Consider the following 15,213-nt stretch of genomic DNA (forward strand, 5'->3'; position numbering starts at 1 on the left):
CACCCGCCCCGGCCACCGCACCACCCGTCGACGAGGCCGGGACGGTGGCCCCACCGGCGCCGACCGACCGACCCGTGGTGCCCGCGACGCGGGTGCCCGACGACACCGGCGCGGCCGCACCGGGCGACGTCGCCTGAGCGCGGGACATCCCGACCCGGACCGGCGTGTCGCCGGCGTGCGGGCCGGACAGCACAGCAGAGGGGAGCGGCAGCGGTGACGCTGACCATCGGAGTCGACGTCGGTGGCACGAAGGTGGCCGGCGGTGTCGTGGACGACACCGGCACGGTCCTCGTGCAGACCCGACGGGACACTCCCGCCGATGACGTCGCCAAGACCCGCGACGTCATCATCGACCTGGTCGGCGAACTGGCTACCGGACGGACGATCGAGGCGGTCGGCATCGGTGCGGCCGGCTGGATCGACGCCCACCGCTCGACCGTGCTCTTCGCCCCCAACCTGGCCTGGCGGGACGAGCCACTGCGCGAGTACGTCAGCGCGGCCGTCGGCCTGCCGGTGATCGTGGAGAACGACGCCAACGTGGCCGCCTGGGCCGAGTTCCGCTACGGCGCGGCCCGGGACGCCGACGACTCCATGGTCATGTTCACCATCGGCACCGGCGTCGGCGGTGGCATCGTGCTCGGCGGTGAGCTGCTGCGCGGCGCGCACGGCGTCGCCGCGGAGCTGGGCCACATGCTGGCCGTGCCGGACGGGCACCAGTGCGGCTGCGGGCGGCTGGGCTGCATCGAGCAGTACGCCAGCGGCAGCGCCCTGGTCCGCTTCGCCCGGGCCGGCGCCCGGCAGGAGCCGCAACGCGCCACCGCGCTGCTGGAGCTGGCCGGCGGCGACACCGAGGCGATCACCGGCCACATGGTGACCGCCGCCGCGCAGGGCGGCGACCCGGTCTCCACCGAGGCGTTCGCGCAGATCGGCCGGTGGCTGGGCACCAGCCTCGCCGACATGGCGCAGATCCTCGACCCGCAGACCCTGGTGGTCGGCGGTGGCGTGATCGACGCCGGTGACCTGCTGCTCGGCCCGGCGCGCCGCTCGTACCTCGACGCGCTCTCCCAGCGGGGGCGCCTGCCGGTGGCCGAGGTGCTCCCCGCCGAGCTGGGCAACAGCGCCGGGGTGATCGGCGCCGCCGACCTGGCCCGGCGGATCTGAGGCGAGCCGGAATGAGCGAGGCGGACGGCGTACCACTGCGGGTGGTGTCGTACAACATTCACAGCCAGCGCGACGACACCGCGGCGCTGGCGGCCGTGGTCCGGGCCGTGACGCCGGACGTGGTGATCGTGCAGGAGGGGCCGCGCCGGTTCCGGTGGCGGCAGAAGTCGGCCACGCTGGCCGAGTCGTTCGGCCTGGTGGTGGCCGCCGGTGGGCTGCCCGCCCTGGGCAACCTGCTGCTGACCAGCCTGCGCGTCCAGGTGCGGGACACCCGCTGCCAGCGTTTTCCGCTCACGCCCGGCCGGCACCTGCGCGGCGCCGCGTACGCCGACTGCCGGGTCGGCGCCGCCCGGTTCACCCTCGCCGGCTCCCACCTGTCCACCGACCCGGCCGAACGTCCCGCGCAGGCCGCCGAGTTCCGGCGCGGCCTGGACGCGGCGAGCGGGCCGGTGGTGGCCGGCGCGGACCTCAACGAGGGCCCGGACGGGCCGGCCTGGGCCACCGTGGCGCGCGGCCTGACCGACGCCGCGGTGGCGGCCGACCGGACGGACCGGCTCACCTACTCCTGCGCCGACCCCCGCCGGCGCATCGACGCGCTCTTCGTCGACCCGCGGATCACCGTGGTCGACTATGACGTGGTGGACACACCGCAGACCCGGCGGGCCAGCGACCACTTCCCGGTCCTGGTCGACCTGCTGCTGCCCACCACCGGCTGACCCCCGACCGGCGCGACCGTCGATCCGTCCGCGCCGGGGCTGGACATCCGGCTCCGATGTGGAGAGGATTTCGCGGCGACCGGCACGCGTGCCGCACAAAAGGAGATGTCCCGGTGTCCACCTCCACCGACCACGGCCGGCCCGACCCGGAAGCGAACCCGTCCGCGCCGAGCCGCGACGGCCGCCCGGTCTCCGACCGCGGCGACACGGTCTGCGTCATCGGGGCCGGGGCCAGCGGCTTGACGGCCATCAAGAATCTGCGCGAGCACGGGTTCGGCGTGGACTGCTACGAGCGGGAGACCGGCGTCGGCGGCGCCTGGAACTGGCGGCACGACCGCAGCCCGGTGTACGCCAGCACCCACCTGATCTCGTCGAAGCCGTTCACCCAGTTCCCCGACTTCCCGATGCCGGACTCGTGGCCGGACTACCCGCACCACAGCCAGCTGCTCTCGTACTTCGAGCGGTACGCCGACCACTTCGACCTGCGTTCGCACATCTGGTTCGGCACCGAGGTCGTCCGGGTCGAGCCGGCCGCGGGGGACCGCTGGGACGTGACCACCCGTTCCACCGGCGGGTACGGGCCGGAGCGCACCTCCCAGTACGCCGCCGTGGTGGTCGCCAACGGCCACAACTGGTCGCCCAAGCTGCCCCGCTACGAGGGGCTCGAACAGTTCCGCGGCGAGATCATGCACGCCTCGTCCTACAAGGACCCGGCGCAGCTGCGGGGCAAGCGCGTGCTGGTGGTCGGCGCCGGCAACACCGGCTGCGACATCGCCGTCGAGGCCGCCCAGCAGGCGTCGCGGTGCTGGCACTCCACCCGGCGCGGCTACTGGTACGCGCCGAAGTACGTGCTCGGCCGCCCCGCCGACCAGGTCAACGACTCTCTGCTGGCACTGCGCGTGCCGCTGCGGGTGCGCCAGTGGCTCTACCACTGGACGCTGCGGCTGACCGTCGGCGACCTCACCCGCTTCGGCCTGCCCGGACCCGACCACCGGGTGTACGAGACGCACCCGATCGCGAACAGCCAGCTCGTCTACTACGTGGGCCACGGCGCGATCGGCCCGGTGCCGGACGTCGCCCGGTTCCACCCGTACGCCGTGGAGCTGACCGACGGCCGCGAGATCGATCCGGAGCTGGTCGTCTTCGCCACCGGCTACCTGCCGCGCTTCGAGTTCCTCGACGCGTCGGTGTTCGGTGACAGCGCCGGCGTCGGCCGGCCCACGCTGTGGCTCAACGCCTTCACCCCGGGGCATCCGACGCTGGCGGTGGCGGGTCTGGTGCAGCCGGACTCCGGTCTGTTCACCCTGTCGCACTGGCAGACGGTGCTCTTCGCCCGGCTGCTGCGGGCCCGCCGGGATCGACCGGAGCGGGCGGCGGCCTTCGCGCAGCAGGTGCGCGACCGGGCCGGGGAGCGCTACTCCGGGCAGGTCAAGGAGAGCAGCCGGCACTGGTTCGAGGTCGGCCACGCCGACTACCTGCGCGCCGTCCAGCGCGCCCTGCACGACCTGGAGGGCAAGTGAGCGCGAGGAGTGAGCTTGCGAGCCCCGCAGTCGCGAACGGAAGGCCGAACAAGTGAGCGCGAGCAGTCAGCTGCGGATCATGCGGGGCCGGGAGTGGTCCCGCCCGGTCCGGCCGGCCCGGCGTGAGGTGCTCAGCGCGATTCCGGAGGTGGAGGAGGGGCGCCCGCCGCTGCTCTTCGTGCCCGGGTTCGGGCACGGCGCGTGGGCGTTCGCCGAGCACTGGCTGGGACACGCGGCGTCGCGGGGGTTCCCGGCGTACGCGATGAGCCTGCGCGGGCACGGTGGCAGCGAGCCGGCGCCGGAGGCGACGCTGCGCGCGTACGCCCACGATGTGGTCCAGGTGGCCGCGGGCCTGCCGCGTCAGGCGGTGCTGGTGGGGCACGGCGCCGGTGCGTTGGTGGTGGCGCACGCGTTGGCCCGCTACCCGGCGCGCAGTGCCGTGCTGGTGGCGCCGGTCTTCGGCGGTTGGGGTGTGCTCGGCGCGGCGTTGCGCCGCAATCCGTCCGGCACGTTGCCGGCGGTGTTCGGCGGGCCGCTGCGGCTCAGCCGCGGGCAGTTGTTCAGCCGGGAGTTGCCCGAGGCGGAGGCCCGGCGGCACGTCGCCCGGCTGGGTCGGGCCGGCCGGCGGGCGCAGTGGGCGCTGCTGGGCGAGCCGGAGGCCGAGCCGGCCGTGGGTGCGCCGCCGGTGCTGGTGCTGGGCAGCCCGGATGACCGGGTGGTGCCGACGTCGACGTTGAACCGGGTGGCCCGCCGGTACGGCTCGGCTCCGCTGCTCTTTCCCGGAATGGGCCACGACCTGATGCTGGACGCGCGGTGGGCGGAGCCGATCGACGCGATCCTGGACTGGTTGGAGAAGGAGCCGGCGGCGCACTGAGCGTCCCAGCGGTCCGCGTCCGCTGGCGCGCGCCGGGTCAGCCGCGGGCGTGGCGGTTGGCCGGACTGCCCACCGGGGCGGCCCGGGGCGCCGGCATCCGGGCGGTGCCGTCCGGGGTGCCGTCGGCGCTGGTGAGGCGGCTGACCAGGGCGCCCCTCTCGTCCAGCGCGCTCAGGTAGGAGCGGGCCCAGGCCCGGATGTCGTGCTGGTGCAGGTAGGCGCGCATGGCCCGCATCCGTTCCGCGACGTCGGCGGGGCTGGCCCTCAGCGCCGCGCGCAGCCCCTGCTTGAGCCCCTCCAGGTCGTGCGGGTTGACCAGGTACGCCTGGGACAGCTCGGCGGCGGTGCCGGCGAACTCGCTGAGCAGCAACGCCCCCGCGTCGTCCACCCGGGCGGCGACGTACTCCTTGGCGACCAGGTTCATCCCGTCGCGCAGCGGGGTCACCGCCATCACGTCGGCGACCCGGTAGAGCGCGGCCAGCTCGGCGCGGTCGAAGGGCTGGGTGAGGTAGTGGATGGCCGGCTCGCCGACCCGGCCGAACTCGCCGTTGATCCGTCCGACCTCGCGCTCGATCCGTTCCCGCAGGACCTGGTACTGGCCGACGCGTTCCCGGCTCGGCATCGCGACCTGCACCAGCACCGTGTCGCGGACCTTGACGTCGCCGCTGGCGAGCAGCTCGCTGTACGCCTTGAGCCGCTGCTCGATGCCCTTGGTGTAGTCCATCCGGTCCACGCTCAGGATGACCTGTCGGGGGTCGCCGAGGTCCTGGCGCAGCCGGCGGGCCCGGGCGGCCACGTCGGGGCGGGCGGCGAGCGCGGCCATCTCCGCGGTGTCGATGGAGACCGGGAACGCGCCGATGCGCACCACCCGGTCGTCGATGCCGATCCGCCGGTCGGTGGCCGGCAGCTCCAGCACCTTGGTCACCAGTTGGGAGAAGTTGTGCGCCGCCTGGGCTCGTTGGAAGCCGACCAGGTCGGCGCCGAGCATGCCGCGCAGCAGCTCGGCCCGACGGGGCAACTGCATGAACAGCTCCGGCGGCGGGAACGGCACGTGCAGGAAGAACCCGATGCGCAGGTCCGGTCGGAGGGCGCGGAGCAGGCCGGGGACGAGGTGCAGGTGGTAGTCCTGCACCCAGACCACCCCGCCCGGCTCGGCCACCTCGGCGGTCGCCTCGGCGAAGCGCTGGTTGACCCGCTGGTACGCCTCCCACCATCGGCGGTGGTGCTGCGGCTGCTCGACGGCGTCGTGGTAGAGCGGCCACAGGGTGGCGTTGGCGAACCCCTCGTAGTGGTCGCGCAGGTCCTCGTGGCTGAGCGGGACGCTGTGCATCCGGACGCCGTCCACGTCCGGCAGTGCGGGGGCGGGCCCGGTGCCGCCGGCCCAGCCGACCCACGTCGCCGGGGTGTGCCGCAGCAGGGGATGCAGCGCGCTGACCAGCCCACCTGGGCTACGCCGCCATTCGCAGGCCCCGTCGGGCGCCACACTGTCGTCGATGGGGAGGCGGTTGGCCACCACCACGAGGGAGCTCTGTCGCATCTCGGGCATTCCGATCAGCAGAGGTCTGACCGCCGCGAGCAAGGGAAAACCGGTCAGTCAGTCGGGGAAGTGACGTACGGCGGTATTCCTACTGACAGTAAGTTACACCACTGTTACGTCACGGGTGGGGCGGCGTCGTCCCGGGATGCGGTCGGCGGCGATACGACCGGACGGTCAGACGACGGCGCCGTCGTCCGGGTCGCGGTCGTCCTCGTCGCCGGGGCGCAGCCGCCAGATCAGCGTGACGAAACCGGCCAGGATGCCGGTGAACCCGAACAGGGTGACCGCCGAACGGTCGATCGGAAGCAGCGACGGGAAAAGGAAGAGCACGAACCCGACGACCACGGCGAGCGTGCCGACCACCGCGTACTTGGAGAACCGGGGTAGCGGCGGCGGCGGAGGCGGGTGGTAGCCCTCGTCCTCGTCCTCGTCGTCGGGCAGGTCCGCGCCGAAGGTGTCCAGCCCGTCCAGCAGCGACGGCTCGTCGGGCCGGGTGCCGCGCCCGATCGAGATCCCGGAGATGTCGGTGGCGGACGGTAGCCGGCGGACGTCGGTGGCGGTCGGCCCGGCCTCGTCCGCGCCGGAGCGGGCCAGCGGACCGGCGGTGGGCTCGTCCCGGTCGTCCACGTCCTCCGCGGCCGGCCACGGGTGCTCACCGGCCGACGAGGTGGTGTGGAAGCCGGCGACGATCCGGGCCCACTCGGCGTCGATGTCCGGCTCGTCGCGGGCCGGTTGCTGCTCGGGGGCGGTCTCGTCGGCGAGCTGGGTCAGGTAGTCCCGCGCGGTGGTCAGGTGCGAGCGGTCGACGTAGAGCCGGTCGACCGGACGGGCCGGAACGGTGGTGGTGCGGGTGACCGGGTTGAGGTCGGCGGAGGGTTGCAGGTAGGCGGCGATCCCTCCGGCGGCCAGCACGTCGAGCAGGTGCTCGCCGACGCGCGGATCGACGTCGCCGACGACGGCGTACTCGTTCGCGTCGAGCCCGTTGTCCCGCCGTCCCCGGCGGGCCCCACCCGCTGACACCCGGACATCCTCCTCAACGCGCCCTCCGGCGCGGCCGCCCAGCCCCCTCGACGCCCGTCCGCACGCCGTGCTTTGAATCGTGACACGTCAGGGGTCGGTTCCGGGAGTGCGTTGTGTCGCGTCTTCCAAAGTCAGCGTCCCCGCTGCTGGTGGCGGGCGTGCCTCTTTGTCCGTTCTTGCGCGACAAGTGGCAACAGGGGGTCTCGGGGCCTGCCGACCGGTGAGCACCCGATCCCGGTCCAAGGACGTCGGCCCCGTCCGGCGCGAGCAGGATCGGCCCGAGCGTCCGTTGTGGGGAGAGCCCGCGCTTCGTAGGCTCGTCGGCGACGGCGGCGTTGCCCGGCATGGGGCGTGCTGTCGCGGGCACACCACGGGAAAGGACGCCGGTGCTGTACTGGCTGTTGAAGTACGTCATCCTCGGTCCGCTGCTGAAGCTGATCTTCCGCCCGCAGGTGGAGGGCCTGCACAACGTGCCGGCGACCGGTCCGGTGATCCTGGCCAGCAATCACCTCTCCTTCTCCGACTCGATCTTCACACCGCTGATCACCCCTCGAAAGGTCACCTTCGTGGCCAAGGCCGAGTACTTCACCGGCAAGGGGATCAAGGGCTGGCTGACCAAAATGTTCTTCGTCGGCACCGGCACCATCCCGGTGGACCGCTCCGGCGGCCGGGCGGCCCGCGCCGCGCTGGACACCCAGTTGCAGGTGCTGCGTGCCGGGGGAGTGGCCGGCATCTACCCGGAGGGCACCCGCTCCCCGGACGGGCGGCTCTACCGGGGCAAGACCGGGGTGGCCCGGCTCGCCCTGGAGAGCGGCGCGGTGGTGGTGCCGGTGGCGATGCTCAACGCCGACGAGATCCAGCCGCCGGGCAAGCTCATCCCCAAGATCGACCGAGTGAAGATCCGTTTCGGGGCGCCGCTGGACTTCTCCCGCTACGCCGGGCTGGCCGGCGACCGGTTCGTCGAGCGCGCGGTCACCGACGAGATCATGTACGAGTTGATGGAGCTCTCCGGTCGGGAGTACGTCGACATCTACGCGCAGAAGCTCAAGCAGCCCCAACCGGTCCCCACGCCGGTCGCCGCCTGAGCCGGCTCAGCAGGCGACCGCCGGCCCAGCCGGGGTGATCGGCCGGCCGGCGAGCGCGAGCAGCCCGGGGGCGTCGTTGCGCAACGCGAAGGTGCGCACCTCGGCGCGCGGCGCCCGGGCGGCCGCCGGGTCGCCGGCGCGGGTCAGCTCCGCCGCCGCGAACGCCAGCGCCAGCACCCGGTCGCTGACGTCCGGGATCCGGCCGTAGGTCTCGGCGGCGGCCAGGTACAGCTCGGCCGAGCGCCGGTGGTCGCCGTCGGCCGCGGCCAGGGCCGCCGTCACGGTCCGCAGCGCCGCCTCCGACCAGGGCGTCCGGTGGCCGACCCGGTCCAGCATCGCCCGGACCCGCACCGCAGCGTCCCGGCCGGCCAGCGCGGCGGCGTACGCGGCGGCGGCGATCCACTCCCCGCTGGCCAGCGCCGGCACCGCCGACCAGGACCTGCCCAGCTCGTCGATCAGCTCCGCCGCCTCGGCGTCGCGGCCCTGCATCGCCCGGCACAGCGCGGCCATGCTCAACATCGTCCAGTGCAACCGGTGGAACCCGCTGCGCCGCGCGGTGTCCAACGCGTCGGCCACGTCGTCCGGATCCTCGTCGTCACGCAGCACCAGCAGGCAGCAGCGCAGCCCCCGCACCTGCATGTCCCAACTGCCGGTCGGAGTGTCCACGAATGCCTCCGCCGCGGCCAGCAGCCGGCCGAAGTCGCCGTCGAACCAGGCGCGCATCGCCTCGGCCGAGTAGCTGGTGGTCAGCGTCTGGCCGCTGGCGGTGCGGGCCGGCGCGGCCGAGAGCAGGGCGTCCGAGCGCAGCCAGTCGCCCTCCTCCCGGATCGCCCAGGCGAGGTTCTGGGTGGCCCGGGGCAGCGCGAGCAGCTGACCGGCCCGGCTGAACTCGACGATCGCGTGCAGCTCGTCCAGGCCGACCCGGTCGCCGGACTGGTAGCGGGCGGTGGCCGCGGTGATCCGGGCGTTGGTGCGGGTCTCGGTCAGGCCCAGCCGCTCGGCGATCTCCGCGGCGGTGTCCGCCGCCGCCACGGCCGGATCCCGCTCGTAGTTGAGCATGTGCAACCGGCCCAGCTCGGCGTACGCGTCGGCCTTCTGCGCGGTGTCCGCCAGCGGCTCGAACAGCTCCACCGCGCGGTCCAGGCAGGCCAGCGCGTCGCCGCGGTCGGCGCGCAACCAGGCGGCCTGGCCGAGCAGCGTCCACGCCCGGGCCGCGCAGGCGTCGTCGCCGTGCGCCAGCAGCCGGTCGGCGAGGGTGTGCACCTGTTCCGGTCCACCGCCGGAGAGGAACGCGTTGCCGTCCCGGTAGAACGAGATCTCGGTGCTCAGCAGCTCCAGTTGGAGCCGGCCCACCGGGTCGCTGTCGTCGGCCAGGCCGAGCGCCCGGCCGGCGTGACTGGCCGCCGCGTCCAGCCCGTGCAGCGCGTACGCCCGACGGGCCGCGCGGTGCAGCGCCTGCCGCGCCGGCCCGGCGTACCGCCGGACCTCCATGCCCAGCGAACGGGCGATCTCGTGGGCCGCCCAGCGGTGGTGGGCGAGCACCTCGGCCAGATCCGTGTCGCGGCTGTGCGACAGAGCGTCGAGCCAGTCCGCGGCCCGCTCGTGCCGGGCCACCCGTTCGGTGCGCGGCAGCCGCTGGTAGCAGACGTCGCGCACCAGCACGTGCCGGAACCGGAACTCCGCCTGCCCGGCCATCGTCGACGCCGCCTGCTCGTGCACGAAGTCGCGCTGCTCCAGCCGCCGCAGCGAGCGCTCGACCGACTCGACCTGCTGCCCCAGCGCGGCGGCCACCGCGCCGGGCCAGAACTGCACCCCGACCACCGAGGCGGCCAGCAGCACCGCACGGTCCTTGGCGTCCAGCAGGTCCACCCGGTTGGCGATCACCGCGTGCACGCTCTCCGGCATGGTCAGCTCGAGCTGCTTGTCCAGCGACCAGCCCCGCCCGGACTGGCGCAGCGCGCCCTGCTCGATCAGCATCCGGACGTACTCGTGGGCGTAGAGCGGGTTGCCGCCGGCCACCTCGATCAGCGGGCTCAACATGTCGGCGGAGAACGCCGCCTGGCCGAACAGGTGCGCGTACAGCGCGGCGATCCCGGTGTCGCGCAGCGGCGGCAGGGTGATCGTCACCGAGCCGGTGATGGTGCCGGCCCAGCTCGGGTCCCGGTCGACCAGCTCCGGGCGGGCGGTGCACAGCAGCAGCAGCGGCACCTCACGGGCCGCCGCGCCGAGCAGCTCCACGAAACGCAGCATCGCGTCGTCGGCCCAGTGCAGGTCCTCGAAGACCAGCACGGTGGGGCGGCGGGCGGCCAGCGCCAGCAGGAAACGCCGCCACGCCGACTCCGCCTCCTCGGCCGGCAGCGGCGTGCCGGGCAACCCGACCAGCGGGCGCAGCGCGTCCACCACCCGGTCGCGTTCGCCCGGGCCGATCAGCTCGCCGACCGCGGCGGCCAACCGCTGCGCCGCGCTGCCGGCCGGGTCGGTGTCCAGGATGCCCGCCTCGGACTTGACGATGTCGGCGAGCGCGGCGAACGTGACGTTCTCCCCGAACGGCGGGCAGCGCCCGGTGCGCCAGGTCAGCGGCTCGTCCACCAGCCGGCCGGTGTGCCGGTACAGCTCCCGCAGCAGCCGGCTCTTGCCGATGCCGGCCCGGCCGAAGATGGTGACCACCTGCGGCAGCCGGTCGCGCAGCGACCGGTGCAGCGCGTTGACCAGCATGCCCAGTTCGTGTTCCCGGTCGACCAGCGGCGTGGTGTCCGGCTCCCGGTCGGTGGGCTGCCGGCGCATCGGCGCCAGGGCGAGCCACACCTCGGTCGGCGACGACCGGCCGCGCAGGGTGACCGGGGGCTGCTCCTCGTAGCGGATCGCGTCCTTGGTCAGCGCGTGCGTGGTGCCGCAGACCAGCACCCCACCCGGCGGCGCGACCGACTGCATCCGGGACGCGGTGTTCACCACGTCGCCGGCCACGATCGCCTGTCCGCCGTCCCGGGCGGCGGCCACGTCGACCAGCGCCTCACCGGTGGCCACCCCGACCCGGAACCGCAGCTCGGTGCTGCCGGTCGGAGCGAACCGGGTGAGCACCCGTTGCAGCTCCAGCCCGGCCCGTACGCAGCGCAACGCGTCGGTCTCGGTGGCGATCGGGGCGCCGAAGAGCGCCATCACCGCGTCGCCGATGTACTTCTCCACCACGCCGCCGTACTGGCCCACCACCCGACGGGCCGCGGAGAAGAAGCCCGTCTGCATGCCGCGGACCTGCTCCGGGTCGGCCCGCTCCACGTACGGGGTGAAGTCGATCAGGTCGACGAAGAGCACGCTCACCCGGCGGCGGTCCTCCTGCGGGGTGAGCGCGGCCGGCCGGTCCGTGCCCGGCCGGGGCGACCCGCACGAGGTGCAGAACGTGACGTCCGAGGCGAGCGGACGCAGGCAGTGCGGGCAGACCGCGCCCAGCTCGGCGCCGCAGCCACCGCAGAAGCGGTCGCCGTCGGCGGCCGTGCGTCCACAGCGCCCACACTGCGCGGCGATGGCAGCCTCCACTGGTGAACCGGACGCCCCCCACGGCGTCGCGTCAGAGGAAGTATCACCGTCGGCGCCGCTGTCGGGTACCGGCCTGTTGGCTTGTGGACAGTCCACAAGTGGTTTCACGGACTAGATTCAGGCGGCCACATGTCGATCAGGGACCAGAGGGGGACAGGTCAATGGTGTACGTCAAGCTGGAGAGCGACTGGACCGACGGCAACGGAGTCAGCCACTCCGCGGGTGACTCGGTGGACGTCGACGCCGCCACCCTCGCCACTCTGCAGGCCGAGGGCATCGTCGTCGAGCAGTCCCACGGCCCGGACGGTGACGGCAAGGGTCCGGACAAGTGGGCCGGGCCGGGCAGCTCCGGGGTCTGACCGGGCGCCGGTGACACGACGACGCGGCCGGGTCGCCCACGGGTGACCCGGCCGCGTCGTGTCGTGTCCGTTCCGGTGCGCTGCCCGCGTCGACGGGTCAGCGGTCGTTCATGCCGGCGCGCCGACGCAGCGCGGCGACGTCGGTCACCACGATCCGCCGCCCCTCGGTACGCAGCCAGCCGCGACTGGCGAACGAGCCGATCGCCTGGTTGACGCTCTGCCGGGAGCCGCCCGCCATCTCGGCCAGCTGGCTCTGGTTGAGCTCGATCGTGATCATCGGGGCCTGGCTCTCGCCGGCGAGCCGGACCAGCGTCTTGGCCACCCGGCCGGGCAGGTCGAGGAAGACGTGGTCGGCGTTCTGCTCGGTGAGCCGGCGGATCAGCCCACCCAGCGACCGCATCACCGCGTCCAGGATGCGCGGGTTGGAGTGCACCAGCTCCATGAACGCCCCCCGGGAGAGCGCGAGCGCCGCGCAGTCCTCGATGGCCTCGGCGGAGGCGGACCGGGTGGAGGCGTCGAGCAGGGAGACCTCGCCGAGCACGTCCGGTGGACGGATCACCGACAGGACGGCCCGCTCGCCGGTGGGCGCGGTGCGAAAGACGGCCACCGCGCCGCGGCGCAGCACGATCAGCGACTCGCCCGGGTCGTTCTCCACGAAGAGCAGCTGACCCTTGCGGTAGGTGCGCGGGACGGCGGCGGCGATGACACGTTGTCGCACCTCGGGCTCCAGCCCGGCGAACATCTCGACACCCGTGAGCGCATCACCCGGCTCCGGCAGGCGAACCTCCACGGCCCAACCCCTCCCCGGTCAAGGACCACAACTCGCTCACCGGGCGAACCTGATGGCCCCGACAAGGTGAACTGACACCGGTTCGGCGTCCGGTAGCGGTACACATCAGATCATGACGGTCCGGTCGCTTGCTGTACACCCCTCGAAGCACTTCCGTGACCGTCGCGAGCTGCGGCGTACCGCGTCCTGAGGTGCCGAAGCGGGCCGGTGCCGCGGGCCTGGACCGGCCGCGGCCTCGCCGTCCGCGGGGCCCCGCCGCCCAGCGCCGGGCGGCGGTGGGCGAGGATGGCCGGAATGGTCTACCGCTATTTCTACGACTGCGAGTTCATCGAGGACGGCCGGATCGTCGACCTCGTCTCGATCGGTGTCGTCGACGAGTACGGCCGCGAGTTCTACGCGGTCTCCACCGAGTTCGACGACTCCCGCGCCGTGCCCTGGGTCCGGCGCAACGTGCTGGACAAGCTGCCCTCGCCGGCGGACCGGGCCTGGCGGTCGCGGGAGCGCATCCGCGACGACCTGTACGACTTCCTCATGGAGCCGATCCGGGACCGGCCGGGGGAGCAGTTGGAGCTGTGGGCCTGGTTCGCCGCGTACGACCACGTGGTGCTCGCGCAGCTGTGGGGCGCGATGCCGGCGCTGCCCCGGGAGATCCCCCGGTTCACCAAGGAGTTGCGGCAGCTGTGGGACGACCGGGGTCGGCCGACCCTGCCGGACGCGGACGCGGCCCGGCACGACGCTCTGGTGGACGCCCGGCACAACCTGGCCCGCTGGCGGGCGATGACGGCCCGCTGAACGGCGGTCGCGGGTCAGGTCCCGACAACGGAGGTTTGACCGGTTCTGTCCGGGGCACCGGTTCGACGAGTCGAGCCGAGGGAGAGTGCCATGAGCAACGAGCCGACCAGCGCAGCCGAGGCGCACGCCCGGGTCACCGAGCTGGTCCGGGCCGCGCGGATCTGCATGCTCACCACGATCGCCCTGGACGGGCGGCAGGTGAGCCGGCCGATGGGGCTCCAGGAGGCCGAGTTCGACGGCGACCTGTGGTTCTTCGCGTCCGCCGACTCGGCCAAGGTCCGCCAGATCCGGGTGAACCCGGAGGTCAACGTCGCCTTCTCCGACCAGAAGCACAACGCCTGGGTGTCGGTCTCCGGCACCGCCACCGAGGCGTTCGACCGGGCCCGGGCCGAGCGGCTGTGGAACCCGCTGCTGAGGGCCTGGTTTCCGGACGGGCTCGACACCCCCGGGCTGACGCTGATCAAGGTGCACGCCAGCTCCGCCGAGTACTGGGACTCGCCGAGCAGCACGGTGGTGAACCTGTTCGGCTTCGCCCGTGCCGCGGTGACCGGCCGGCCGCCGGAGGTCGGCGAGAACCACGAGGTGACCTACTGACCGGCGGCCCGGGTGGTGGGCCGTCCCCTGGGGCGCGCTGTCGGTGTTCGGGCAGGCCGACTACAGTGCGCAGGGACGGCCCGCCCCGGGCCGGCAACGGCGCCGATGGTCTGATCTGACACATATCCTGGGGCTTAATCGGGCTTTACCTGATGCTCCAGGAGGATGAGCGGATCATGCGTATCGGCGTGCTCACCGGCGGCGGCGACTGCCCGGGTCTCAACGCGGTCATCCGGGCGGTGGTCCGCAAGGGCGTCGCCACCTACGGTCACGAGTTCGTGGGCTTCCGGGACGGCTGGAAGGGCCCGCTGGAGGGTCTGTCCAAGCCCCTGGACATCGCCGACGTCCGCGGCATCCTGCCCCGCGGTGGCACCATCCTCGGCTCGTCCCGGACCAACCCGTTCAAGATCGAGAACGGCGTCGAGCGGATCAAGGACAATCTCGCCGCGCAGGGCGTGGACGCGTTGATCGCGATCGGCGGCGAGGACACCCTCGGCGTGGCCACCAAGCTCTACGAGCTGGGCGTGCACGTGGTCGGCGTGCCGAAGACCATCGACAACGACCTGGGCGCCACCGACTACACGTTCGGCTTCGACACCGCGGTCAACATCGCGATGGAGGCTATCGACCGCCTGCACACCACGGCGGAGAGCCACCACCGCACCCTGGTCGTCGAGGTGATGGGCCGGCACGCCGGCTGGATCGCCCTGCACGCCGGCCTGGCCGGTGGCGCCAACGTGATCCTGCTGCCGGAGCGGCAGTTCGACGTCGACCAGGTGGCCGGCTACGTCGAGAAGCGCTTCCAGCACCAGTACGCCCCGATCGTGGTGGTCGCCGAGGGCGCCCAGCCGCTGGACGGCCAGATGGTGCTGGCCAACCAGGAGCTGGACTCGTTCGGCCACGTCCGCCTCGGCGGCATCGGCCAGTGGCTCGCCGAGCAGCTGGAGGCCAGGACCGGCAAGGAGGCCCGCACCGTGGTGCTGGGCCACATCCAGCGCGGTGGCACCCCGACCGCGTTCGACCGGGTGCTCGCCACCCGCCTGGGCCTGCAGTCCATCGACGCGGTCAACGAGGGCGACTGGGGCAAGATGGTCGCGATGCAGAGCACCGACATCGTCCGGGTGCCGCTGGCCGAGGCCACCCGCGAGCTGAAGACCGTGCCGCTGGAGCGGTACGCCGAGGCCGAGGTCTTCTTCGGCAGCTGATCGACGGTCGGCGGCGCGGTGGGCCTGCG

13 protein-coding genes are annotated in these 15,213 nt (G+C 73.3%); 9 read left to right on the plus strand and 4 right to left on the minus strand.

The window, feature by feature from the left end; translation table 11 throughout:
* Positions 1-213 precede the first annotated feature (213 nt).
* The 4 genes from EAD89_RS22035 (at position 214) to EAD89_RS22050 (ending at position 4,271) form a co-directional block, all read left to right on the plus strand.
* Positions 214-1,161, plus strand: coding sequence for an ROK family glucokinase (locus EAD89_RS22035; protein WP_121656199.1), 948 nt, complete (start codon positions 214-216; stop codon positions 1,159-1,161).
* A gap of 11 nt (positions 1,162-1,172) precedes the next feature.
* Positions 1,173-1,877 (plus strand): endonuclease/exonuclease/phosphatase family protein, encoded by a 705-nt coding sequence (locus tag EAD89_RS22040; protein ID WP_121656198.1) that lies wholly within the window; start codon positions 1,173-1,175, stop codon positions 1,875-1,877.
* A 113-nt stretch (positions 1,878-1,990) separates the two neighbouring features.
* Entirely contained in the window at positions 1,991-3,397 is a 1,407-nt protein-coding gene (locus EAD89_RS22045) for an NAD(P)/FAD-dependent oxidoreductase (protein ID WP_121677057.1), read from the plus strand.
* A gap of 79 nt (positions 3,398-3,476) precedes the next feature.
* The gene (locus EAD89_RS22050; RefSeq protein WP_121677067.1) at positions 3,477-4,271 is read left to right on the plus strand and encodes an alpha/beta hydrolase; all 795 of its coding nucleotides are present in this window, start codon (positions 3,477-3,479) and stop codon (positions 4,269-4,271) included.
* A 37-nt stretch (positions 4,272-4,308) separates the two neighbouring features.
* On the opposite strand, the gene EAD89_RS22055 is transcribed toward EAD89_RS22050, so the two are convergent.
* Positions 4,309-5,808 (minus strand): trehalose-6-phosphate synthase, encoded by a 1,500-nt coding sequence (locus EAD89_RS22055; RefSeq protein WP_233578917.1) that lies wholly within the window; start codon positions 5,806-5,808, stop codon positions 4,309-4,311.
* 174 nt (positions 5,809-5,982) lie between these two features.
* Complete coding sequence (locus EAD89_RS22060; protein ID WP_121656196.1) at positions 5,983-6,828, minus strand: DUF308 domain-containing protein; 846 nt, start codon at positions 6,826-6,828, stop codon at positions 5,983-5,985.
* A 386-nt stretch (positions 6,829-7,214) separates the two neighbouring features.
* Between EAD89_RS22060 and EAD89_RS22065 the strand changes: the two genes are divergently transcribed.
* Positions 7,215-7,913 (plus strand): 1-acyl-sn-glycerol-3-phosphate acyltransferase, encoded by a 699-nt coding sequence (locus EAD89_RS22065; RefSeq protein ID WP_121677058.1) that lies wholly within the window; start codon positions 7,215-7,217, stop codon positions 7,911-7,913.
* A gap of 6 nt (positions 7,914-7,919) precedes the next feature.
* On the opposite strand, the gene EAD89_RS22070 is transcribed toward EAD89_RS22065, so the two are convergent.
* Entirely contained in the window at positions 7,920-11,444 is a 3,525-nt protein-coding gene (locus EAD89_RS22070; protein ID WP_121656194.1) for an adenylate/guanylate cyclase domain-containing protein, read from the minus strand.
* A 161-nt stretch (positions 11,445-11,605) separates the two neighbouring features.
* Between EAD89_RS22070 and EAD89_RS22075 the strand changes: the two genes are divergently transcribed.
* Entirely contained in the window at positions 11,606-11,803 is a 198-nt protein-coding gene (locus EAD89_RS22075) for a hypothetical protein (protein WP_089019700.1), read from the plus strand.
* Between the two features lie 97 nt (positions 11,804-11,900).
* Here EAD89_RS22075 and EAD89_RS22080 read toward each other — a convergent pair whose 3' ends face one another.
* Positions 11,901-12,593, minus strand: a complete 693-nt coding sequence (locus EAD89_RS22080) for a Crp/Fnr family transcriptional regulator (RefSeq protein ID WP_030337710.1) — start codon at positions 12,591-12,593, stop codon at positions 11,901-11,903.
* 294 nt (positions 12,594-12,887) lie between these two features.
* On the opposite strand from EAD89_RS22080, the gene EAD89_RS22085 reads away from it, so the two are divergent.
* The 3 genes from EAD89_RS22085 (at position 12,888) to EAD89_RS22095 (ending at position 15,184) form a co-directional block, all read left to right on the plus strand.
* Entirely contained in the window at positions 12,888-13,385 is a 498-nt protein-coding gene (locus EAD89_RS22085) for a polyadenylate-specific 3'-exoribonuclease AS (protein WP_121656193.1), read from the plus strand.
* A gap of 90 nt (positions 13,386-13,475) precedes the next feature.
* Positions 13,476-13,979, plus strand: a complete 504-nt coding sequence (locus EAD89_RS22090; RefSeq protein WP_121656192.1) for a pyridoxamine 5'-phosphate oxidase family protein — start codon at positions 13,476-13,478, stop codon at positions 13,977-13,979.
* A gap of 176 nt (positions 13,980-14,155) precedes the next feature.
* Positions 14,156-15,184 carry a 6-phosphofructokinase gene (locus EAD89_RS22095; protein ID WP_121677059.1) on the plus strand — a complete coding sequence of 343 codons (1,029 nt, stop codon included), beginning with the start codon at positions 14,156-14,158 and terminating at the stop codon, positions 15,182-15,184.
* Positions 15,185-15,213 lie beyond the last annotated feature (29 nt).

Origin of the sequence: Micromonospora sp. BL4, from assembly GCF_003667505.1 — a bacterium.
Classification (GTDB): Bacteria; Actinomycetota; Actinomycetes; order Mycobacteriales; family Micromonosporaceae; genus Micromonospora.